The organism is Solibacillus palustris, assembly GCF_022549215.1.
In the GTDB taxonomy this organism is placed as follows: domain Bacteria; phylum Bacillota; class Bacilli; order Bacillales_A; family Planococcaceae; genus Solibacillus; species Solibacillus daqui.
In genome coordinates this window covers 13,240-36,967 of sequence record NZ_JAKZFC010000001.1, presented here as the reverse complement: position 1 = coordinate 36,967, position 23,728 = coordinate 13,240, and the positions used below count along the sequence as shown (strand labels likewise).

At 37.4% G+C, this 23,728-nt stretch carries 22 protein-coding genes and 2 riboswitches; of the genes, 2 read left to right on the top strand and 20 right to left on the bottom strand.

Annotated features, from left to right (window positions below; all coding sequences use genetic code 11):
- Positions 1-967: 967 nt before the first annotated feature.
- The 12 genes from LZ480_RS00155 to LZ480_RS00100 all read right to left on the bottom strand — a co-directional run bounded on the left by LZ480_RS00155 (position 968) and on the right by LZ480_RS00100 (position 12,401).
- Positions 968-1,279, bottom strand: coding sequence for a hypothetical protein (locus LZ480_RS00155; RefSeq protein WP_241367308.1), 312 nt, complete (start codon positions 1,277-1,279; stop codon positions 968-970).
- 13 nt (positions 1,280-1,292) lie between these two features.
- Positions 1,293-1,931: a deaminase domain-containing protein gene (locus tag LZ480_RS19965; RefSeq protein WP_305037305.1), complete on the bottom strand. Its 639-nt coding sequence runs from the start codon at positions 1,929-1,931 to the stop codon at positions 1,293-1,295.
- 622 nt (positions 1,932-2,553) lie between these two features.
- Entirely contained in the window at positions 2,554-3,819 is a 1,266-nt protein-coding gene (locus tag LZ480_RS00145; protein WP_241367307.1) for a hypothetical protein, read from the bottom strand.
- Positions 3,820-3,919: 100 nt separating this feature from the next.
- Entirely contained in the window at positions 3,920-4,279 is a 360-nt protein-coding gene (locus tag LZ480_RS00140; protein WP_241367306.1) for a helix-turn-helix domain-containing protein, read from the bottom strand.
- A 355-nt stretch (positions 4,280-4,634) separates the two neighbouring features.
- A complete protein-coding gene (locus LZ480_RS00135) occupies positions 4,635-5,018 on the bottom strand; it encodes a hypothetical protein (RefSeq protein WP_241367305.1) in 384 nt (127 codons plus the stop codon).
- A gap of 87 nt (positions 5,019-5,105) precedes the next feature.
- On the bottom strand, positions 5,106-5,372 hold the full coding sequence (locus LZ480_RS00130; RefSeq protein ID WP_241367304.1) for a hypothetical protein: 267 nt from the start codon (positions 5,370-5,372) through the stop codon (positions 5,106-5,108).
- Between the two features lie 725 nt (positions 5,373-6,097).
- Entirely contained in the window at positions 6,098-7,099 is a 1,002-nt protein-coding gene (locus LZ480_RS00125; protein ID WP_241367303.1) for a tyrosine-type recombinase/integrase, read from the bottom strand.
- 115 nt (positions 7,100-7,214) lie between these two features.
- Complete coding sequence (locus LZ480_RS00120) at positions 7,215-8,525, bottom strand: nucleobase:cation symporter-2 family protein (protein WP_241367302.1); 1,311 nt, start codon at positions 8,523-8,525, stop codon at positions 7,215-7,217.
- 86 nt (positions 8,526-8,611) lie between these two features.
- Positions 8,612-9,184 carry a xanthine phosphoribosyltransferase gene (locus LZ480_RS00115; protein WP_241367301.1) on the bottom strand — a complete coding sequence of 191 codons (573 nt, stop codon included), beginning with the start codon at positions 9,182-9,184 and terminating at the stop codon, positions 8,612-8,614.
- 147 nt (positions 9,185-9,331) lie between these two features.
- Positions 9,332-9,432, bottom strand: a riboswitch (purine riboswitch).
- 135 nt (positions 9,433-9,567) lie between these two features.
- Positions 9,568-10,248 (bottom strand): RNA 2'-phosphotransferase, encoded by a 681-nt coding sequence (locus LZ480_RS00110; RefSeq protein WP_241367300.1) that lies wholly within the window; start codon positions 10,246-10,248, stop codon positions 9,568-9,570.
- Positions 10,249-10,264: 16 nt separating this feature from the next.
- Positions 10,265-10,816, bottom strand: a complete 552-nt coding sequence (locus LZ480_RS00105) for an HD domain-containing protein (RefSeq protein ID WP_241367299.1) — start codon at positions 10,814-10,816, stop codon at positions 10,265-10,267.
- A gap of 127 nt (positions 10,817-10,943) precedes the next feature.
- On the bottom strand, positions 10,944-12,401 hold the full coding sequence (locus LZ480_RS00100) for an amino acid permease (RefSeq protein ID WP_241367298.1): 1,458 nt from the start codon (positions 12,399-12,401) through the stop codon (positions 10,944-10,946).
- A gap of 123 nt (positions 12,402-12,524) precedes the next feature.
- A riboswitch (Lysine riboswitch) is annotated at positions 12,525-12,706 on the bottom strand.
- A 156-nt stretch (positions 12,707-12,862) separates the two neighbouring features.
- On the opposite strand from LZ480_RS00100, the gene LZ480_RS00095 reads away from it, so the two are divergent.
- The gene (locus tag LZ480_RS00095) at positions 12,863-14,062 is read left to right on the top strand and encodes a CynX/NimT family MFS transporter (RefSeq protein WP_241367297.1); all 1,200 of its coding nucleotides are present in this window, start codon (positions 12,863-12,865) and stop codon (positions 14,060-14,062) included.
- A 62-nt stretch (positions 14,063-14,124) separates the two neighbouring features.
- Positions 14,125-14,679 (top strand): restriction endonuclease, encoded by a 555-nt coding sequence (locus LZ480_RS00090; RefSeq protein WP_241367296.1) that lies wholly within the window; start codon positions 14,125-14,127, stop codon positions 14,677-14,679.
- A gap of 73 nt (positions 14,680-14,752) precedes the next feature.
- Here the strand turns inward: LZ480_RS00090 and LZ480_RS00085 are convergent, their stop codons facing one another.
- From LZ480_RS00085 to LZ480_RS00050, 8 genes are all read right to left on the bottom strand, one after another.
- Entirely contained in the window at positions 14,753-15,811 is a 1,059-nt protein-coding gene (locus LZ480_RS00085; protein ID WP_241367295.1) for a nitric oxide synthase oxygenase, read from the bottom strand.
- Positions 15,812-15,975: 164 nt separating this feature from the next.
- A complete protein-coding gene (locus LZ480_RS00080; RefSeq protein ID WP_241367294.1) occupies positions 15,976-16,248 on the bottom strand; it encodes a hypothetical protein in 273 nt (90 codons plus the stop codon).
- Complete coding sequence (locus tag LZ480_RS00075) at positions 16,235-16,519, bottom strand: hypothetical protein (RefSeq protein ID WP_241367293.1); 285 nt, start codon at positions 16,517-16,519, stop codon at positions 16,235-16,237. Before LZ480_RS00075 ends, LZ480_RS00080 begins: the two co-directional genes overlap by 14 nt.
- A gap of 117 nt (positions 16,520-16,636) precedes the next feature.
- The gene (locus LZ480_RS00070; RefSeq protein WP_241367292.1) at positions 16,637-17,857 is read right to left on the bottom strand and encodes an amidohydrolase; all 1,221 of its coding nucleotides are present in this window, start codon (positions 17,855-17,857) and stop codon (positions 16,637-16,639) included.
- A 259-nt stretch (positions 17,858-18,116) separates the two neighbouring features.
- The gene (locus LZ480_RS00065; RefSeq protein ID WP_255731248.1) at positions 18,117-19,031 is read right to left on the bottom strand and encodes an agmatinase family protein; all 915 of its coding nucleotides are present in this window, start codon (positions 19,029-19,031) and stop codon (positions 18,117-18,119) included.
- A gap of 53 nt (positions 19,032-19,084) precedes the next feature.
- The gene (hutI, locus tag LZ480_RS00060) at positions 19,085-20,356 is read right to left on the bottom strand and encodes an imidazolonepropionase (RefSeq protein WP_332844014.1); all 1,272 of its coding nucleotides are present in this window, start codon (positions 20,354-20,356) and stop codon (positions 19,085-19,087) included.
- Positions 20,357-20,359: 3 nt separating this feature from the next.
- On the bottom strand, positions 20,360-22,021 hold the full coding sequence (hutU, locus tag LZ480_RS00055) for a urocanate hydratase (protein WP_255731145.1): 1,662 nt from the start codon (positions 22,019-22,021) through the stop codon (positions 20,360-20,362).
- Positions 22,022-22,273: 252 nt separating this feature from the next.
- Positions 22,274-23,614 carry a YjiH family protein gene (locus tag LZ480_RS00050; RefSeq protein WP_241367289.1) on the bottom strand — a complete coding sequence of 447 codons (1,341 nt, stop codon included), beginning with the start codon at positions 23,612-23,614 and terminating at the stop codon, positions 22,274-22,276.
- Positions 23,615-23,728 lie beyond the last annotated feature (114 nt).

Sequence of the window (23,728 nt, the reverse complement as noted above, 5' to 3'; positions counted from 1 at the left end):
ATCGCTTTCCCATTATAGCAAAACCCCCTTCTCTAAAACACTGTGAGAATAAACGAGTCGGGCAAAGGTACACTGTACGTGTTTTCGATTCCTCTCAACTTAGCCTAGCCGTTGATATTATTGGCTTTCTAGCCGATTATGTATGGAAAAGTTTAATAAAATGATGCTTATATTTCTCGTACACTAGACCGCCCCTATACCACTACCCAGCCCCCATAGGGTGGGCTTCTCAAATACAGCTGAGTAGTCCTGATGAAATACACTTCCCTATACAGGACACAAGGACTGTATAAGGGCATCTCAGCTTTTTCTTACCGTTATTACTAGGTAGTATAAAGTGATGGTTCACGGCTTCAATTGTGTTCTCAGTTCACTAGTGACGTTTTCGGTTACTATGCCGTGGTGTAGCTTGTCTCTTCTCTATCCTATCCACGGGCGTCTGTGTTGTTCACTTGCTGTCGTTTGGCTGTATGTCACTTATGTAGAGTGACTATGACTTACTATTCGAGAGGCAGACAGTTGTTTCCCCATACTATCATTATCCCCTTCACCAATTAGTAGCTTCATCATTCAATTCTGAAACAAAAACCTTAAGTAAATGCATCATTTTATCGGCATTTTTACTTAGACTTTTGACAGTCACTTTTGATAGTGAATGAACCCGTATTGTTACGTTGCTGTTGGGTAACTCTTGAATGTCTTGACATTTGATAGCAAAAAGCTAATCAAGATTTTAAATCCCCCTCCTGCTAAACGCATCATTGCAGAAGGTACAATTAAGGTAATGCAATAGCAAAAAGAAGATGTCGCCGATAAAATACTAAAAAAACAAATTGAACCGTTTTGAAGGTACTTGAAACAAGTAGTAATAAAAATACTGAACGTTTGACCGATATTAGTAAAAGTATATTGATTAGAACAAAAAAGTCACTATCCTTTAAAACGGATTAGTGACTAAATTGATATACTACCATGCCTTAATTAAATCATTTTTTTTTAACTGATATTTCTTTGTAAATAAATCATTTAATTCATTTTTAACTTCTTCTTCATCATTTAGTAAAAGCAACTTTTCATAAATTATTTCAATGATATCTGGACGTAGCTGCATCGCACGTTCTAAGTTTTTTATGATTAAGAATGTTTTTTCTTCATTAGAATAATTATACTTCGTCCATTTTGTTTCCCAACTATAATCGATACTTGAGATAAACTTTTCCTCAGGTAATTCCAATAACCTCATATCACTAAACGTAAGTCTATTTGGCTTTTCCAACATGGTATCACCTTCCTTAATTTTCTTCGTAATACACTTTAATTGATATACGAGGGTACATTCTGTTGAATTGAATTAAAACAAAATCACAGCTTAAACACGGAATCTTTCTTGTATATAATTCAATATTCCCAATTAAATCACCTTTAAAACAATTTTCTTCTTTTTGCAATTCTAGTTTATTAGCTAAAGTAGCTAATAATTTATACTCAGTGTCATGAATCCTTTCAAAAGCCCCTGAATTTATATCTCTTTTTTCACCAGTTTTAAAAGTATCAAACAACTTATTTTCTGGAATTATTGCAATATCCATATCCATATCCATATCCATATCCATATCCATATCCATATCCATATCCATATCCAAGTCTATGGCTGCTTGATAAAAGATAGAATCCTCATTAGAAATTGAACTATTTGAAAAAATGATTTCTCTTTTAAAATAATGTTCTCTCTTTAAATGACCATTTTTCGGTTCAAATATCAACACTGCCTTATTTGCTGAAAGGAAATCGATTTCTTCTTCTTCAACTCTTACTGGATCCAGTATATTTGCGTATTCATAAATTTCTTCTTCGATTTTTTCACAAATCTCCGCACTCTTTGGTACATCTGTAGAAAAATAGTGTTTCAAAACAGATTTATATTTAGCCATTATATATTTCCTCACAGAAGTGTTTTACTATATTTTACAACATAATATATAATTTAGGTAATGCATTTATGCTAAAAAAACTTTTGAGACTACTACGTATGTTGTGCAGGTATGTGTTGTGTGCCCTCCAATCCTCCATTCCTCATGGGTTCCCCACTTATTTGTATGATTTTATTACCCAATTCAGCACAATTTTTATTGATTAAATTTTCTTGTGTTACCATCAAATCACGTAAGGCTTTTACTATTACATCGTCTTTTGTTAATCGCTTACCTTTGATAACGGATTGATTACTTAATGCTAAACTAAATCATATTATCAAATACCCAACTATTGTATGCCATTCAATTACACCGTTCTCTGTACTTCGCTTCGCTACGTATGTGGACGTTTCACGCCCACACGCTTTAAAAGCAAATAATATTAGTGATTTATTTCTTCTAGTACGCGAAGGACACGCTAGTGTTCTTCCTGAATAACTGGGGTGGGTTTATCTACCGCAGTTATTTAGTAAATTACTTATTACTTTTATAATTCTTTCTTTTAAGGAAATATCCCAAAAACCCAGTGTTATCAAGGGTTACAGCATTTGTTTACTAAGCAGTAAAAGTAAGATACTAATTAAATTTTATTGTTCAGATACTGTTCTAATAAAGTTCTCATTCGTTTAGATGGAATATAAATATCTATTGATTTTCCTGTACGTATACGGCTACGAAACAGCCATTGCAGTAGTTCCGATAATGCATATAAATCAACATTAACCTCTACATCATACTTATTAAAGAAGTGTTTCGTTAGTGGGTTAACATAAACATTCGCCAAATAGATACACGTACTTTTATGTTGAAATTTATTTGTAGCCCGTGCATTTACACTTACAAAATGTTCTTTTAGACCTCTAGGTGTCAATTTGTCTTTAAACTCTATATAGGTAGTCCACATCACTTCATCTGTAGGTACATTACATTTATTACGATAGAAATTATAGGCATTATCTTTAATTACTTTCTTTGTTTCCTTGTTTTTGGTCTTATTTTTTAAATCGGATACGCTAAAATAATTATGCCTATCCCCCATTTTATTCATATCTTTTTTATCTTTTGGTGAGAGATAATAAATGTTTATCAATCCCTTTAAGTGTGAACGATCTTCGTGTTTATACGATAAATATGGTGCTAGAATATATCCATCCATGTTCTTTATAACAGATTTATAGGCATACTTTTGACCAAATAAATCAAAATAGGCACGCTGGACTTGTCCATCAAACATATAAGTTAAAATAAATATTTCCTCAAAACAATTAAACGTTTCTATAGGGAATGTCCAATATACCGCAATAGGTTTTCCATCTATATCTTCATACATTCTTAGGTTTCCTGAATTAGCTAAATTCCTCACCTTCTCAAAATATCCTTTCTTATAATCTGATTGTTTCCAGTGAACGACACCCTTACTATCTATTTCAATCACTTCATTCTCCGATAGCATTTTTAAATCATCTTTTGAAATTTCTACTTGTTCAATTACGTCCATTACTTCATCAAGAATTAAAGTATAGTTCTCCATATCTAATAGATCAATAACTTCACTATCTATACTTCTAAAAAGCGAATGTGTTGAAACAATATTTTCACCATCAGCAATTAGTCGCTTTATATCTTCCAATTTAGTTTCATTTTTATCGTCTGTTAGTGGTTGTTTAAAATCTCGTCCAACAGCTGTAACAACCCTTTCTACCTCTTCTTTGAATGGTGTAATATACATAAACTTCTGATAGGCTGGGGCATTCTTCATATACTGAATTGCCCAGCTGGTTTTTCCACTTCCCATAATTGAATCAATAATGTTAATTTTCGTTTGTGTAGGTTTCTTACAAAGCATTTAAACGTTATCTCCTTTTCCGTGTGTTAGTGTAAAGATTGTTCTTACAAAAAGACACTTGCATTTTTCACACGGAAAAGGACATCGTATTGAATACTTTTTACAAATGAAATTTATACCAACTTGTAATGCATTTGCCACACCCTTTCATAGTAATCATTCTAGTAACAATTGGTTTATCGTTAATTTTTACAGAAAGTAAATTCTTCACATACTTGTTAACTGTATTTTTATGAACACCTATTCTTTTAGCTAATTGCAGTTGCGTTGGGCAGCATTCTCCATTCTTATCAACATATGAAATAAGTGCCATGAGTGTAGCAAACTCATTTATCCCAATCTTTGCGATTAGTCCATTGTTTAAAACATTCGCATTTACTTTGATGCAGGATTCTCCATGTATCTCACCTTTACCTAAATCAATAACCTTTTCATGTTGCAGTGTTAAATTTTCTTGCATATTAAATCAACCATCCTTTTGAAGTATTAGGGAGTGAATACCCCCCCTATAAACACACTTGCTGATCTCTTCAAAAATAGGACATGCAAAATAAAAAAGCCGTCCGATTATCCGAACGACTTGATAATAAATTATATTCTTGTTTCTTTAGAAAGAAGTATCAGTTGGAATAGTTTCATTATCCTTGTTAGTTACTGGCATGTAAGCATGAAGATAAGTACCCTGTGCATTGCTTCCAAATTTCTAACCAAGGTTCTTTATAGTAGTGAATTCATTCACTGTAAATTTATTCGTCACCAACTTTTATTATTTCATAAATGCCAGCAACCTTTGCTTCTTCTTTAACTGGTTTCTTCTACTTTTTTCGCATAACGTGAAGTTCTATATCCACTTCCTGTAATTTATGTGTAAGATACCTTACAGATTCATGCAGTTCTTTGTGTGATACTTGTTCCATCTTCAACGAGTGTATTTCTTGCTTTATGTCCATAAGAGTTATTTTATGAAAATCTAGTGTTCTATGAACCTTATTTTCAGTTTCTCGCTGTGTTCTTGCTTGTGACTGTATAGCTTTCTCATTTTCTTCAACTTGTTGACCAATGCCATTATGTTTGTTTTCGACTGATTTAAGGTGTTCTTCTACTTTATCAAGATGTTGTTCCATTTTGTCAAAGCGTTGGTTCATTTCCGTTTTCATTTCTTGTAGCATTTCCAAAATCATTTTCATTTCGTTTTCCAATTTAATTCACCTCTATAGTTGATGATCCGAATTAGCATCTATAATGATAGGTACTACTTATAACGTCAATCTGAGACTAAATTAAGCTTAACTATCTTTATCAGGAATAGTATAAATCTGTTGGATTTGATACCATGCGTCATTTATATACTCTTCAATCGATTCATTGATTTCTGGTAATCTAAATTCTCCACCACCATCTAGTACATACTTTAAAATCCTTTTTGGACTATCGGATAATTTAGGTTCTACACCAAATACACTTAATGCAATTTCAAGTTTTAACTTACCTTGATATTCTCGTACTACCTCCCCCAATAAATAGCGAATAATTCTAGCTTCATCAGACATCATTTTTTATCTCCTTTACGATTATATTGACAAACCTTGATTGCCTTCCCACCATGAAGCCTGAATTGAGGACAACAGGTGGTGCTGAAAATGACTGCCTATCTCACTGAAACTAAAAATAGAATCAATGACATAGACAGACATTTACTTGTACTTCATGAATCCGTCATTTGAGGTATCCAGTATGTATGCCCTTGTTTAAATGCGACTCTCTCGAATCAATACACGTAGTTTCTACTTCTGCCCCCGAAACGTCTTGTAATCCGTGTACACACCTCTTGTATGTATCGTAAATGCTTATCCTACTGTTATGAGGAACTCGGCAACAATTGCAATGTATCGTGTATTCTGCATGACCGTAATCATTCAGACCTTCCACACCTAGCTGTTAATGGTCGCTAACACCATTCAGATACTACGAGAAACAAGGAACTCGCTTATTAGCATCCTAGACTTATTTATTGCGGCGGCTAAGTCATAACCTTTCAAGTTTATTTAGCTGGTGTTAGTAGGCATTCCACCAGTGAGTTTTACCTAAAAAAGGCAATAGGAAACTACACCTTTGCACTTTAGCTTTTTTTGAAGTAAAATGAAGGCAATGTAACTCATATTCAGTTATCGATTGATCGTCGATTGTTAATGGGTTTCGCACTACTATGTCGCCAAACATATAGTGCATTTCTTCAAGAGGGTGTTTCAGCACTCTCTTTTTTTATATCTTAAATACATCATCTACGTCTCTTGTACGCCATCTGATTAAGTGGACTATATAAATCATGCTGATTTTTTATTGTTTCATCATCAAAATGAACGTATTTTTTTGTAGTGCTTATTTGTGAATGACCAGCTATTGCTTGTACTACAAATATCGAAGCACCATTTTTAAGCATGTCTGTAATTGCTTGTCTCCTAAAGTCATGACAGCTGTAACCCTTATTTATCCCAGCTTTCTTAAGATAACGTTTTAAATTCCTTCTAAAGGTATCTACTGCCATTCTTTCACCATACCAATTCAAGAAAACAGCTTCCGCATCCTTAAACACTTTCTTATTTTCATCAATCAATTTAATTAGTAACTGTACCGTTAGATTTGATAATGGAATTGTTCTATATCGTCTGTCTTTCGCCTTATCTGATGGAAGAATAATCTGTTTCCTCATTAAATCTATATCCACTACATCAAGATTGACCGCCTCGGAAATTCGCAATGAACTATCGTAGAGTACATGGAACAGGACAAAATCACGCCATTGTGGATAATATTTTTGGTCAGGTATTTCAAATAATCTCTGCATTTCATCTTTAGTTAATAGTGTCACTTTTTTTTCATCTACTTTTAAATAATTAACTGTAAGTAGAATATTATCTTTTATTAAGTTCTCCTTTTTTAAAAAGGAATACCATGTTTTTAGAAACCTAATTCTAGCGTTGATGGTTTGAATGGATAACCCTCTTTTTCCTGTTTTAAAATTGTAATGTTCTTCTCGCATATAGTTAATATAAGCCCGTACAATTTCTCCCGATAAGTCACAAACACTTCTCAAGTTATAATCAGTAATCTCCAACCAATTAGTGAAAAAGCGAAAGTGTTCTACATATGTGACTAGTGTTTTTTCTCGAATATTTTCAGCCTTTTTCGCTGAATAAAAATAATCATAAGCCTGCTGTAAAGTAAGTAATTCCGTATTTTCATTTATATCATCTCTCATTAAATAGCCCTTTTTCCGCATAAAAAAATGCCACCTCCTCAAATCTAAATCAATAGATAAAAGTAGGTGACAACATTCTATTCATCAAAATATGTGGGGTATCTTGATGAAAGTTATTAAATTGTTTTCTAAAAATTTATTCTACATGCATCGGATCTTGGCGTTTTGGACCAATCATATTAAATAAAATATTTAACACAATCGCTGTTAACGCACCCGCTACGATACCGTTTGATGTAATGACTGTAATGACTTCCACTAACCAAGATGGCATACCCTGTGTTACGTTGGCAAATACACCTGGTACGCTTGCTACGCCGACACCTAAGCCAACTGCAAGTGCTGCGACCATTGCATTTTCCATTGATTTCGCGATTTCAGGTGCTAACATTTTCACACCTTGTGTAATTACCATACCGAACATCGCTAACATTGCCGCACCAAGTACTGGTGTTGGGATGATTGTTGTAATGGCTGCTAACTTTGGTAAGAAACCTAAAGCTACTAACATACCACCTGTAATATAAATCACTTTGCGGTCACGAACGCCAGACATTTGAAGTAGACCAACGTTTTGAGAGAACGTTGTGTACGGGAAGGCGTTGAAAATACCACCGATAATCGAAGCTAAACCTTCTGCACGGTACCCTTTTGCTAAATCTTTTGAAGTTAAATCTTTTTTACAAATATCACTTAACGCATAGTAAACACCTGTTGATTCTACTAATGACACCATCGCTACTAACGTCATCGTTAAAATAGCTGAAGCGTTGAATGTTGGCGTTGCTAAATAGAACGGCTGCATAATGTGGAACCAAGAGGCATCTGCCACGGGTGCAAAATCCACTTTACCCATGAAAATCCCAATCACAGTACCGGCAACTAAACCAAGTAAAATCGAAATTGCGCGAATAAAGCCGACTGAGAAGCGGTACACCACTAAAATAATCACTAACGTAATCATTGCTAATGCTACATTTGAGCCAGATGCGAAATCAGGTGCGCCTTGACCGCCACCCATATTGTTAATCGCAACTGGAATTAAGCTAATCCCAATAATTGTTACAACAGAACCCGTTACAACTGGTGGAAAGAACGGAATTAATTTACCAAATAACCCACCAATTAAAACGATAATTAAACCCGATGCGATAATCGCACCATATATATCACCTAAGTTCCCACCTGAACCAATGGCGATAATCGGGCTTACCGCTGTAAACGTACAGCCTAATACTACAGGTAAACCAATTCCGATATATTTACCTTTCCAAACTTGTAGCAGTGTTGCGACACCACACATAAAAATATCAATTGCGACTAAATACGTCATTTGTGCAGAGTCAAAACCAAGTGCACCACCGATAATTAATGGTACTAAAATTGCGCCTGCATACATAGCTAATAGATGCTGAATACCAAGCATCGTTGCTTTTGCGTTATTCATAAAAAAGTGTTCCTCCAATTTATGTGTACCCTATGTTGAGTTAAAAACACGCTTGAACTATTTTACTTTTTTTTAAACAAAACTTCTTAATCAAAAAATTCAACTTTACCGTTAGCTAATGATTTAATATTCGCTAATGATTCGATGCGTAAGCCTTGGTCGCGCATCAGTTGACCGCCTAGTTGGAAGCCTTTTTCGATGACAATTCCCGCACCAACGACTGTTGCGCCAGCTTGGTTAACAATATCCATTAGACCTTTTAATGCTTCACCGTTCGCTAAAAAGTCGTCAATAATAACAACATTATCATCAGCTGATAAAAACTTTTTCGAAACCGAAATTTCATTCGTTTCGTTTTTAGTGAATGAATGCACGCTTGAAGTGTACAAGTTATCTGTTAATGTTAATGATTTACGTTTACGCGCGAATACAACTGGTGCTCCAATTGTTAAACCTAAAAACGTAGCCGGTGCAATACCAGAAGACTCAATTGTTAACACCTTTGTGATAACTTGGTCTGAAAATCGATTTGCGAACTCTTCGCCGATTTCCTTCATTAGCATTGGGTCAATTTGGTGATTTAAAAACGAGTCTACCTTTAATACAGTGTCAGAAAGTACTTGGCCTTCTTTTTCAATTTTTTCTCTTAACAGTTCCATGTTAAAGAGCTCCTCCTTATTTAAACTCAAATAAAAAACCCGGAAGTCCTGCTTTCTCAATCAATGAGTAAAGCAAGACTTCCGAGTAGATTCAAAAGTAATAACGAATGACGTTCAAATATTAGATAATAATTGGACAAATACATTAGTTAAGCCTGCCTTACCCATAGTCGATTTATTTACGGTAAATCGGTAGAAACTTGCAAGCCTATCCTTGCTATTATATGAGTAAAGTTATGAAATTTAAGTTTATGAATGTTCCAATTATAATCATGGGAAAACCGAATTGCAAGAACCTTTAAATAATAATATTATTCATATTTTTCGGAAATTTGATAAAAAATACGGTTATTGGAATATTAATGTTCGGTTTTTGCGTATATTCACAGTATTTTTATTAAGTTTTCTTTAAACTTTTTAAACTTCTCACCGTCTTGTCCAAAGTAGCTCATGCTTCGTGTAACAAACACAAGCATCTTTTTACCACTCGCAAAATGCATTTCTGCAAATGGGCCAGCTTCTTCTAATAATTGGACTTTCGTAATCGCTGGATTATAAATGACAAGGTTTTCAGCAAACTGCTTTTTGAATTGGTTAAACGCTGTCGTACCTTGTAAAATCAAAATCTCAGGTTGAAATTCTTCTAATACTTCATGGAATATTTCTTCACCGCGGGTATAATTTTCAACATCCTCTTTCTTTGCCCACTTTGCATCATCAAGTGTATCTAATTGAAACGTATTTAATGCCGTATATATAAGCGATTCGCCAAGTTTTTCTAGCCAAGCTTCAAATTGCAATGAACCTTGAAATTCACGCGGCGCTAACTTTAGTTCATCTAAATATTCATTCTCTAAATACGCACGATTAATAAGGGCTTCTGCAAAGATCTTTTCACCATCATCCTCTACATGAAACTGAGGTACTGCATTTGCACTTACTAAAAAAATGCGTGATTTATAAGGATTGTCCTTTGTTAAAAAGGGTCTAAACTTTACCGTTTGCCCTTGTGCATCCATCAACCATTGATAAATTTTTTTATAAAACCCCACTGAAATAGGCATCCGTCTCTTCACTTCCTTAATAAGCAACCTTCACGAATAGCTTATCTACCGCTTGCTGTAATTGTGGTAGTAGTAGCGCATTCGGATGGTAGGTTTCAACTTGTTTAATAATACTTCTATAATACCATTCTTGCCGCTCTTTTGGCGCATTGAAGTTCTCCCATAAGCCTTCTCCAAATTGCTCTAACTCTGCAAAAATAGATTCCACATTCTGAATTTTTTCTGCCAATAAAATGGCTAGCTCGTCAGGTAATTTATCTTTTATTGATGCTATTACATACTCTTTACGGGTTTGCCATGTATAGCTTTTTGACATTTCGGTAGTTGCCTTTACAAGATCTAGCACCTCTGAACCAAAAAGCTCGATTAATTCAACATCACTTGCTAAATTATCTTCTAGAATATCATGTAACAACCCTGCTGTAACTACAATATCACGATAACCATTGTTTTTTAACATTCTGGCTACCCCAAATAAATGGGTCGCATACGGAATTTGCATGGCTGTACGTCGTTGCCCATCATATTTTAGTGCAATAAATTGTGTTGCTTTGTCTACTAAATTCATATTAGCTCCCCCTCCTTTATTATAGCATTACCAATATCTTCATTTAGAATTTTATGTGACTAAATGTAAAAACATTCAAAGATTCCAATAAAAAAAAGAAACCTCCGTTAAGAGATTTCTTTTAGATTTACTTATTCGTTAAATCACACTGATCTAACGGCACGATTTTCGTTTTATGTTTTACTTTATAGCCTAACCATAATAACGCGAATAATGGTAAGCCAATATACGAAACAATGACACCGTACCAGTCAATCGTATCACCTGTAAATGCCATATAGTTTTGACCTAATACGACAATCATACAAAGCGCGAACGCGAAAAGCGGACCGAATGGGAAAAATCTCGATACGTACGGTAAATCGCTTAATGATTTGCCTTGTGCGACATATGCGCGACGGAAACGGTAATGACTAATTGCAATCCCTAACCAAGCAATGAAGCCAGACATACCAGAAGCGTTTAATAGCCAAATGTAGACAACGCCATCTCCGAAGAATGAAGCTAAGAATGATAGACAGCCTACTGCTAATGTTGCAAGTAATGCATAAATTGGCACACCGCGCGTATTTACTTTTTGAAATATTTTAGGCGCTTTTCCATCAACCGATAATTGGAATAACATACGACTCGCTGCATATAACCCCGAGTTACCAGCAGAAAGCATCGCTGTTAAAATAATCGCATTCATCACAGATGCTGCAAATGCGACACCTAGGTTTTCAAATACTAATGTAAATGGACTCGTCGCAATATCTTCTGATAATAAACGTGTATCCGTATATGGAATTAATAAACCAATCGCACCAATGGCGAAAATGTAGAACAATAGAATACGCCAGAACACTGAACGTACTGCCTTTGGAATGTTTTTTGCTGGATCATCTGTTTCACCAGCCGTAACTCCTAGCATTTCTGTTCCTTGGAATGAGAAACCAGCTGCTAAGAAAATACCGAACATTGCCATGAAGCCGCCGTTGAATGGTGCGTCGCCTTCAAAGAAGTTTTTGAAGCCTACCGGATCATTTCCTCCTAATAGACCGAAAATCATTAAGAAGCTGACAATGATGAAAATAATAACCGTTACAACCTTAATCATCGCAAACCAATATTCTGCCTCGCCGTATGCTTTTACGGATAAGACGTTAAACGTTAATACCACAACGATAAATAAAATTGTCCATGTTAATGATGAACTATCTGGGAACCAGTATTTCATAATTAATGAAACGGCTGCGATTTCAGCTGCGATCGTAATTGCCCAGTTGTACCAATAATTCCAGCCTAGTGCAAAGCCTAACGCCGGATCGACGAATTTTGTTGCGTACGTACTAAATGATCCTGAAGTTGGCATGAATGCTGCCATCTCCCCTAGTGATGTCATTAAGAAGTACACCATAATCCCGATTAATGCGTAAGCTAGTAACGCACCACCTGGACCTGCTTGCGCAATTGCGCCACCTGAAGCTAAAAACAGCCCCGTACCGATTGTTCCGCCTAGCGAAATCATTGTAATATGACGACTTTTTAAACTACGTTTCAGCTCATTTTTTTTGCCAAGCTGATCTATTTTAACTTCACTCATGAAAAAATCTCCTTATTTAGTTTTCCTTCGATTTATTATGGCTCGAATAAACCGACTCTAGATTTTTTTTATAAAAAGAAAAGCCGCCACAAGTTATGTGACGGCTTTTATAAACCTCAAAACTTGAAAGATAGCTCAACACATGCGCGACACATGTGACAGTTCTGTTCCTTATCGGAAACAGCCCCAGCATTGTTTTTAAGAAGAAAAACAACACTTCGGCAACCATTCCTTTCATAAAGCTTCACCGATTCTCCTCAATCTCAGCTATACTAATAATAATGGTCGCGACCTCTACCTCACTTTTTCATGAGGTATATCTATTAAATTTAATAACGACTTATAGTCTATCATAACAACTATTTGATCGCAACGAATTAGTATTTTTCTTATTTTTCAGAGAATTCACCCTTACGTTATATGTTGTTATAATATAAATTATTTAAAGAAGGAGCTAGATTATGGATTCCGAACAAGCAGATTATCAAAGCAAAAAAATACTATCAAACAAGGCTTTATTATTTTTTATGATCGCCATTTTTTTATTTGCAACGACATTACGAGCACCGATTACTGTTGTTGGTCCGATTACCTCATTTATCCGTGATGGACTCGGAATTTCAAATGTACTAGCAGGCTTTCTAACGACGATTCCACTATTGGCCTTTGCTGTTGTTTCACCATTTGCACCGCGTATTGCACGAAAATTTGGCATGGAGTGGACACTATTTTATTCGGTAATTTTATTGTGTACTGGCGTTATTTTACGTTCGATTGGCGTAACGTCACTGCTCGTACTCGGTACAATATTAATTGGCGTAGCAATTGCCTTTGGTAATGTACTGATTCCAAGTTATTTTAAATTAAAATTCCCATTACATATTGGATTATTAACCGGTATTTATACGGTGTCGATGAATATGTCATCAGGTATTGCGGCTGGAATAAGCTTTCCGATTGCTCAGTCTGCTGGCTGGCAAATTGCGCTTAGCTTTTCCATTATTTTAGGGTTACTAACACTTATCATTTGGCTACCGCTTTTACGTAATGCCAAAGTAGAAATGCACACCCCTTCCGAACAAACTGTGCAGAAAAAAATGTGGCAACAACCTCTCGCTTGGGCAATTGCTGTAGCGATGGGCTTTCAATCATTTATTTTTTACTGTTGTGCGGCGTGGCTTCCGGAAATATTTATTAGCCAGGGCTTAGATGCGACATCGGCTGGTTGGATGGTATCAATCATGCAGTTTTCACAAATTCCGATGACATTCATTATTCCAATTATCGCAGAGAAAATGACATCGCAACGTCCGATTGTCGTCTTCTTTACAATTTGCTACCTCATCGGTTTTAGTGGGCTTTTATTTAAATGGACAAGCCTTGCAGTCGTATGGATGATTTTCTTAGGCTTTGCAGGTGGTGCTTCTTTCGGTCTTGTACTTATGCTGTTTACACTGCGGACTAATACCGCCTTTGAAGCAGCCGAGTTATCAGGTTTTGCACAAAGTATTGGCTATTTAGTCGCGGCTATTGGTCCAGTGTTATTTGGGCTTGTTCACGACGTTACGGATAGTTGGTTTGTGCCGCTTGCGCTATTTGTTCTGGTATCGCTGCTATTATTTATTGCTTCCTTTACAAGCGCAAAAAATCGTACCATATAACCAAACGTATGTACCCTTTTATGCTATACTAAACGTAAGTAAATTAAAGGAGTACAATTGCATTGCGTAAAAAAAGAAGACGAAATAAAAAGCGCCTGCCCATTTTCCGGTTTGTGCCCATTGCGCTCGCTGGATATACTGGCTGGCATTTAAGTAACACGTTAGAAGGTATAGGTTATGGAATTGCTTGCTATTTCGTGCTATATATAGGGTTTAAAATTTGGGCCAAATCTCGTAAAACCGCCAAGCTTCGCAAATCAGGGATTCGGGAAGTTGACCAAATGAGCGGTGAAGACTTTGAATATTTTTTAGGGGAATTATTTAAACGTCGCGGCTTTAAAGTGAACTATACCGCTACAAGTGGTGATTATGGGGCAGACTTGATTTTAAAAGATGGTAAAGACATCATTGCAGTACAAGCAAAGCGTTATTCAAGCACTGTTGGTGTGAAAGCTGTACAAGAAATTATCGGTGCAGTCAAAATGTACGACGCAACCGAGGCTTGGGTTGTTACAAACTCCCACTTCACTAAGCAAGCCGAAAAATTGGCAGACATTAACGATGTCTATTTAATCGATCGAGAAGAATTGATTCAATTAATATTAAATAAAAAATAACTCAGCGCAAATTGTTTATTATAACACCTTATAAAAAAAAAGAAGACAGTGCATTTTTTTGCACTGTCTTCTTTTAATAAGGCTGTGTTTGATACAAATAATTTGGCTTTTTTAATGTGTTGTCGATTGGTTGATGATAAATCGATGTTGTTGCAGGCGATAATGGTGGAACAAGCCATACCCAGTTACCAGTGACATCACGCGCACTTTCCTGTTCTTGCTGTTGGAATAGCAAGAACTGCTGCGCGGCTGTGTGGTGGTCAACAATACTGACTCCTGCTTGTTTATAGGAATGGAGCACCGCTAAATTGAGTTCCACTAACGCGCGGTCTTTCCATAATGATGCGTTTCGTGATGTATCTAGCCCCATTACTAGTGCTACATCCGGCAAAAAATTATACCGGTAATCATCTGCTAAATTACGTGCGCCGATTTCCGTGCCCATGTACCAGCCGTTAAATGGTGCAGCCTGATAATCCACACCCGCAATGTTAAAGCGCATGTTCGAAATAATTGGAACCGCATACCATTGCATGTTCAGCTGACTAAAATCATAATCAGGATGCGTAATAGTTACTTCTAGTACAGCTTCTTTCGGAATTTCAAAAACTTGCGGCACCCTATCATCTACTTGAATAACAAGTGGCAGTACATCAAAATTTGTACGTTCCCCGTGCCAGCCCAGTTGTTCACAAACTTTCGTAAAATCGAGTGAATCCGAATCACCAATAATGCCTTCTTCCGTTTCATAGCCCGCATAACGAATAAGCTGATGATTCCAAATACGCACCCGCGTCGGATCAAATACCGAAATCGCTGGTCGGATTTTGCCGTCATTTGTTGCGAAGTCGATATGCGTTACTAGTGCTTCAAAGATTTGTTGAGGCTCTAGTAATTCACGGCGGTCAAACACCGTTAAGCTGTTCCAAAATAAACGGCCAATGCATTTATTGCTATTGCGCCAGGCAACACGTGCACCATATGTGAGCTCATCGGTTGTTAATGTAAAATCCCGTTCTTGTGCCTGCTGTATCCGCTGTTTTAGCCAAGTGTCTGATTGCTTTGTTTCTTTTTTATATAAAGTTAAAAATTCAATACGTTGTTGAAGTTGTTCTGTGAGCGCTAATGTCATTGTCACGCCTCCTTAAACCTCATTGTGGCTTGTTTTTTGGCGAAACTCAAGTGCACACGCTTGCAATTAAAACATGTATTTTTCATACATGACTAAAAGTGTTCAAATTCATTCGTATAGCGGGATACGGATTGGTCTATCAAGCCGTTCAAATTTGCGTGTTGTTAATAATGTGAAAGTGTAGGCTTTATCAAAATCCATGTCTTTCGAGTTGTTGTACAAAAAATTTCAAATAAAATGAAAAAAGATATGCAAAATGCGCATATCCTTACTTCGTCCACACAGCCCTTACCAGCATGATAATCCGGCATAATACGAACTTTTGTCCCCGACATAAACGACTGATTTACGAGCTCATCAATTTGCTCAATTGCGGCCTGCTGTGGGAGATTCGTATAAATTTTGGCGGTGGTAAATTTTCCGTTAATTTCGATCATGACCTCGCACCTTTCTTTTTAATGCTTCCTTTGTATTTAATATTGTAAACAACACGACTGCGACAATAAAATAACTCCCGAGTAATATTAGTGGCGCACCCTGCAACATAAACCCAAATGCCACCTCTGATTGCAATATAACATCGTTCGGTGCAAATTGGGGCTGATAGAAAAACGTTTGGATAATGCCAATTAGTAGCTGTATCAGAACATAAGCGATATGTATAATCAATGCTCCGACTAACGCGAACAACATATTACGCTTAAACATACACACACCTCCTCCTTTTATATACGTCAAGGAAATGGTTTAGTTTCATATTTTTACCAATTAATTACTAATACAAATAAAGAACAAAAGGAGAGCTAATTTTAGCTCTCCCTACAATTACTGTTTTTCAAACGTCACATTTCCTCGAAACAATACGTATTCAATTGGACGATTCCGTGCAATTACTTGCGCACTACATACTGCTTCAACTAACACTGCATTTGCCTCATCACCTATTTTTGGCCATTGCTGAAGACCTTGCTCGTTTAACGGCGTTAAATTCCCAGAGCCAAACTTCCAGCACTGTCCTAATCGGCGCTCGTCACTGCAATAAAAGCGCTCCGCTAAAATTTTCAGCTTATCAACGGTGTCACCTGAGCCAAATGGTGACCAATGATCCGTTAAGCTATCATGCCCCACCGCAACGCCAATACCTGCATTTGTTAATTGGAAAATGGGAATCGTTGGGCGATTTTGTCCAAAAGGCACAGTTGTTGCAATATTAATTTGATGCTTCTTCATTCGTTCCATTAATTTTTCTAATGAAGTTGCCGAAATATCTGCCAATGCAAAAGCATGACTAATTGTTACTTCATTTTTAAACTGATAGTGCTCTAAATAATCCATGAGACGATGTATTTCATATTCCCCTAGTGTCCCACCATCATGTAGATGGATATCAATCCCTTTATCTGCCTCATGCGCTAAGCGGACCATCGTTTCGAGAGAGCGATTTATATCTTGATCGACAGTTGCTGGGTCCAATCCCCCAATATACGTTGCGCCCATTTGTAACGCTTGCTGCAATTGCTGTTCCACCTGTGAGTGCAATAACCCGTGCTGCGGAAATGCCACTAACTCGTATGTAATTTTATCTCGATAGCTTTCTAATAGCTCGAGCACTAACTCAACATGTTTCGTTCCGATTTGAGGATCAACATTACAATGTGTTCGAACATGCGTATGACCATTGCTAATTAACATTTCAATAATCGCCTGTGCACGATCCACCATTACGGGCAATTGCTCTGGTAATAACTGCTGTTCTTCTTCAATACGTGTCCAAATGCCCTTTTTAGCAATGGTCGGTGCTTTCCATGGCCCGCTGTAATACGTTTTATCTAAATGTATATGCATATCCTTTAATGATGGTAATAATAATCGACCTTTTGCATCAAGTACTGTCACATTTTCTGATGGCTCTATCTGCTTTTCTATTTTTTTAAAAACGCCATCCTCCATTAAAATATCCATTAGCTCGGTATTGGTTGCGATAACTTCTTCATTTTCAAACTGATAGCCTGTTTCAAGACGGACATTTTTTAATAGTAAACTCATGTTATATCACCTCTTCATTTAAATTAGTATTATTATACAAAACTAAGTAAACGATCCACCACTTTTAAAGGAGCATGCTAATGCGACGAGGGACTAGCGTAAGGACCTAACATTGCTAAAAAGCCAAAGACTTCTGCTTACCAACACATAAAAAAGAGGTGTTATAAGTCTATTTAACTTTTAACACCCTTTTTCTTCACATTAATTTATTTGAAGAAGCTTGCTCTTGAACTCACTTTCCGGACAGCCCTTGAATCCCTTATTTTTTTACATGCATAAATCGCGACAGCATTACCTGTAAAAATGCATAAACTCCAGATTTTACAGTTTGCTGCTCCCGCGAATCACGGTGAGGATCAAGACAAACAAAGTCCATGCCACCTACATGTTCATACTTCCCAACCTCAAATAACAAATCAAACAGCTCATCCGTACGCATACCACCTGGTGTAGATGCTGGAACTCCCGGTGCATAGGTAATATCAAGTACATCCATGTCAACCGTTACGTAGACAATATCGACCTTCGTAGCAAGCTCGGCCATTACTTCAGCAATTAAGACACTCGCACCTTTACGACGAAAATCCTTTAATGTTATACGGTTCACGCCGTAATGATCTGCCGCGCGAATTAAACTCGGTGCATTGTAAAATCCGTGAAGTCCAATATTGTAAACGTCCTCACCACGCACCACACCTGCATCAAGCAGCTGACGGATTGGCGTACCGTTTGTTGGGCCGTCTGAATCGGTAGCACGTAAATCTAAATGTGTATCAAACTGTAAAATGCCAATGCGTTTGTTCGTATGCTCCTGAAATGCGCGAACAATTGGTGCGGTAATCGAATGATCGCCTCCAATCTGCACGTAAAAACTGTTTGGACACTCACTTAACACATTTTTCATCGCTTCTTCGATATTGGCATGGCACTGTAAAATATTCGTGCCATGCATTTTCACATCGCCTACATCTACCACTTTCATATCACGAAAATCAACGTTTTCATCAATTGAATAGGTCGTAAATAAGTGCCACGCCTTACGGAAAAAATCGGGGTACTCGGACGCTGCTGATGCACTGATTGATGAACGTGATAATGGAATTCCAGTTAACACAACATCCACAGCTGCCGGGAATTTCCCGAAGCTTGGCTCAATCCAGTCTTTTACCTTCATATCCTCATGCAACTTGCGATTCCACGTCACGCTTGGCTCTACAAATAAATCGCTCACAGCAGTTGCCCACCTTTCACAACCACTTTCCCTGCTTTAATCACAGTATCCGTATGATTCATACCATAGAAATATTGTAGTTGCTTATAGTTTGGTACATTTAAAATAAGTACGTCCGCCTTTTTCCCATTCTCTAGCGTGCCAATTTCGTTCCCGCGATTGATTGCATACGCTGAATTGACCGTTGTCGCACAGAGCACTTCTTCCATCGTCATGCCCATGTTCATACATGCTAAATTTTGTACGAACGGCAAGCTAATCGTAGGAGATGAACCCGGATTAAAATCAGTCGAAATGGCCACTGGTACACCACTGTCCACCATTAAGCGTCCTCTTGCATAAGGTGCGCGAAGGAAAAACGCTGTTCCCGGTAATAGCACGGCAATCGTTCCGGCTTTCGCCATCGCCTCAATGCCTTCATCTGAAGCAACGAGTAAATGCTCCGCTGAAATAGCCCCTACTTCGGCAGCTAACTCAGCACCTTCATAAGGTTCAATTTCATCCGCGTGAATTTTCGGCGTTAAACCATATGCTTTCCCAGCCTCTAAAATGCGGCGTGATTGCTCTGGCGTAAAAACACCCTTCTCACAAAACACATCGTTAAATTCCGCCAATCCAAGCTCAGCAACTTTTGGAAGCATGTCATTTATGATTAGCTCAACAAATGCTTCCTCATTCCCTTTATACTCAGCTGGCACTGCATGGGCACCCATAAAGGTCGAAACAACATCCACCGCATGTGTATCTTGCAATTTTTTTGCTACTTCTAACTGTCTTTTTTCCGTTTCCCAATCAAGGCCGTAACCAGACTTTGCCTCGACCGTTGTAATACCGTAGCGTAAAAAATCATTTAAATGATTGTACGTTTTTTCGTATAGTTCATCAAAGCTTGCTTCGCGTGTTTTTGTCGTTGTGTAATGAATACCACCACCAGCATTCATTATTTCCATATACGTTTTTCCAGAAAGGCGCATATTTAACTCATGCTCACGCGTACCGCCATGCACTAAATGTGTATGGCAATCTACAAGACCTGGCATAATAATTTTCCCTGTTGCATCAATCACTTCCGCACTTTGTACTAAGTGCGGAAATGTTGCTTCAAGCTCTTCAAGTGGTGCAATCATGACAATTTGCTCGCCATCTAAAAGCACACAAACATCTTTCATCAGCCCTAGCTCACTCATCTGTTCCTTTCGACGAGGACCTTCTACATGGGACTGCATCGTAATGACTTCATTTGCATTTTTAATTAAAATTGCCACAATTCATCATCCTTTTAGCATCGGCATATTCACGCCTTTTTCTTTTGCTGTACGAATCGCGATATCATATCCTGCATCCGCATGACGTACAACGCCCATTCCTGGATCTGCTACTAATACTCGATTAATTTTATCTGCCGCTAACTGTGTTCCGTCGGCTACTAATACTTGGCCTGCGTGTTGAGAATATCCCATACCTACACCGCCGCCGTGATGTAAGCTTACCCAGCTCGCGCCACCTGCTGTATTTACTAATGCGTTTAATAGCGGCCAATCCGATACTGCATCTGAACCGTCCATCATTGCTTCTGTTTCACGGTTTGGTGAAGCAACTGAACCTGAATCTAAATGGTCACGACCGAATACAATTGGTGCTTTTAATTCGCCATTTGCAACCATTTCATTTACTTTTAATGCGAAACGATGACGATCGCCATAACCTAACCAGCAAATACGTGCCGGTAAGCCTTGCCATTTCACCATTTTTTGCGCCATATCAATCCAGTTGACTAATCCTTCATCATCCGCAAACATTTCTTTTGCAAGCTGATCTGTTTTGTAAATATCCTCAGGATCTCCTGATAATGCTGCCCAGCGGAATGGTCCTTTTCCTTCGCAGAATAACGGACGAATATACGCTGGTACGAAACCTGGGAAATCAAAGGCATTTTCTACGCCCATTTCTTTTGCGTAAGCACGAATGTTATTTCCGTAATCGAATGTTTCAGCGCCTGCTTCTTGGAATTCAAGCATTGTGCGAACATGTTCCGCCATCGTTTCTTTTGCAAGACGCTCATATGTTTTCACATCTGATTTACGTAGCTCTAACGCTTCCTCCAACGACATCCCATTTGGAACATAACCATTAATCGGGTCATGAGCAGACGTTTGATCCGTTACAAAATCAGGGATGATTCCACGGTTTAATAGTTCACGGTTTACATCTGCACAGTTTCCTACTAATCCAATTGAAGCAGGTTCATTTGCAGCAGTTAGCTTATTCACAAGCTCAATCGCCTCATCCACTGTTTCTACAAGATAGTCACAATAGCCTTCTTTAATTTTGCGTTCAATACGTGCACGGTCTACTTCTACAACTAAAATAACTGCGCCCGCCATTTTACCAGCAAGAGGTTGAGCACCACTCATACCGCCCATACCACCTGTTAAAATGAATTTCCCGCGTAAATCGGCTGTACCAAATTTCTTTTTCCCTGCTTCCACAAAGCTTAAATATGTCCCCTGTAAAATTCCTTGTGCGCCGATATAAATCCATGAGCCCGCCGTCATTTGACCATACATCATTAAGTTGCGCTCTTCTAATTCATAAAAATGGTCCCAATTTGCCCATCCTGGCACTAAGTTTGAGTTTGCGATTAATACACGTGGTGCGTTTTCATGCGTTTTAAATACTGCTACAGGTTTACCTGATTGTACAATCATTGTTTCATCGTTCTCTAATTCTTTTAATGTAGCAATCATTTTATCGAAGCTTTCCCAATCACGAGCCGCCTTCCCAATACCGCCATAAACAACTAATTCATCTGGATTTTCTGCTACTTCTGGATCCAAGTTATTCATTAGCATACGCATCGCTGCTTCCTGCGTCCAACCTTTACATGTTAATTCATTTCCTCTTGGTGCTCGAATATTTGTTTTAAATACCATTTTAATTCGCTCCTTTAAAATTACTATTTAATTACGCCCTAAGGTAGTTTTTCTCAGGCGCATTACATAAAGTTGTTCTCAACACAATTTACTGCACTAAAATTTATATTCAATTTAGCCTTGGCTTAATTGCGTCCAGATTTTGAATTGTACTTAAACCTGCAGTGCAGGTCTAAGTACAATAAACCCCCTTCAAAATCTGTGACATCCGCCGGAGGCCTCATTTTATTTTAGTGAGTGTTTGAACACTCACTAAAATAAAATGAATGCTATTGGTGTTACGATGATAAGTGTTAATACGACACGTTCGAACCAAATAATAATCATTTGGCGGATCGTTAGTGGAATATCTGTTGATAAAATTACAGGTATTACCGCCGAGAAGAATAAAATTGCCGAAATCGAAATCACCGCAATGATAAACTTTGTAACCATATCAGCACCCGCTACAATTACTGCTGGTAAAAACATTTCAGCAATTGATACAGACATTGCCTTTGCTGCTAACATCGGCTCTGGAACTTGCAATAGATACGTAAATGGCACGAAAAGATATGCTAACCAATCAAATAATGGCGTATATGTAGCAAGAACCAAGCCTAGTAATCCAATTGATAGAATTGAAGGAATGACACCCATTGCCATGATCAAACCATCTTTTAAATGAATATATAAATTCTTTCCTAAGGATGGATTGGCAGCTGCCCCCTCCACCGCTTCTGTCCAAGCCGTTTTCAAGCGATCCTTCGTTACTACTTTTTCTGGCTGTGGTGTCGCATCTTCATAATATTCATTTTTAATTTTATTTAACGGGTAAATACGTGCTGTAATGGCTGTTACGATAAACGTCACAACGAGCGTTACCCAGAAAAACAAATTCCAATGCTCCATTAAATCTAATGTTTTCGCTACAACGACCATAAATGTTGCCGATACCGTGGAGAAGCCTGTTGCAATAATGGCCGCTTCACGTGCTGTATATTTTCCTTCTTTATACACTCGGTTCGTTAAAATTAACCCTACCGAATAACTTCCTACAAATGAAGCGACCGCATCTACCGCTGAACGACCTGGCGTTCTGAAAACAGGCTTCATTACCGGCTGCATGAGCACCCCTATAAACTCAAGCAATCCATAACAAACAAGTAAGGCTAAAAATACAGATCCAATTGGAATAACTAACCCAACTGGCTTAATTAATTTTTCTAATAAAAACGGACCGATATCTGGATTAAATAACCAAGCTGGACCGAAGCCAAAAATAAGCATTACCCCAGCTACAAGTCCACCTATTTTAAAAATAGATAGCACCATCGTTACAGCTGATGTTTTCCATTTTTTCGTGACAAATGGATAGAACGCACCAAGCACAAGTAAAATTAAAACATAACCATTTACTAGAGTTGGCATGTGCGTAGAAAAAGCGCTTACAACGTGGTCAACTAATATTGTTTTTTTGCCATTCCATTCAAATGATACAAAGAAACTAAAAATACCAATGAAACTGCAAATAATCATTTTCACAAATAAAGACAATTCGGATTTCCGAACGTTTCCAAGCTCTTGATTTTGTTCCTGTTGATAATTTGTCATTTTTCCACCCCTTTGCTCTACTATAAATTTCTTTTTATTTCGAATAAATAGAAAAAAACATGTCTTTATAGTAAATTTATATAGGAATGACGTATTTATTAATTATTAATAGTA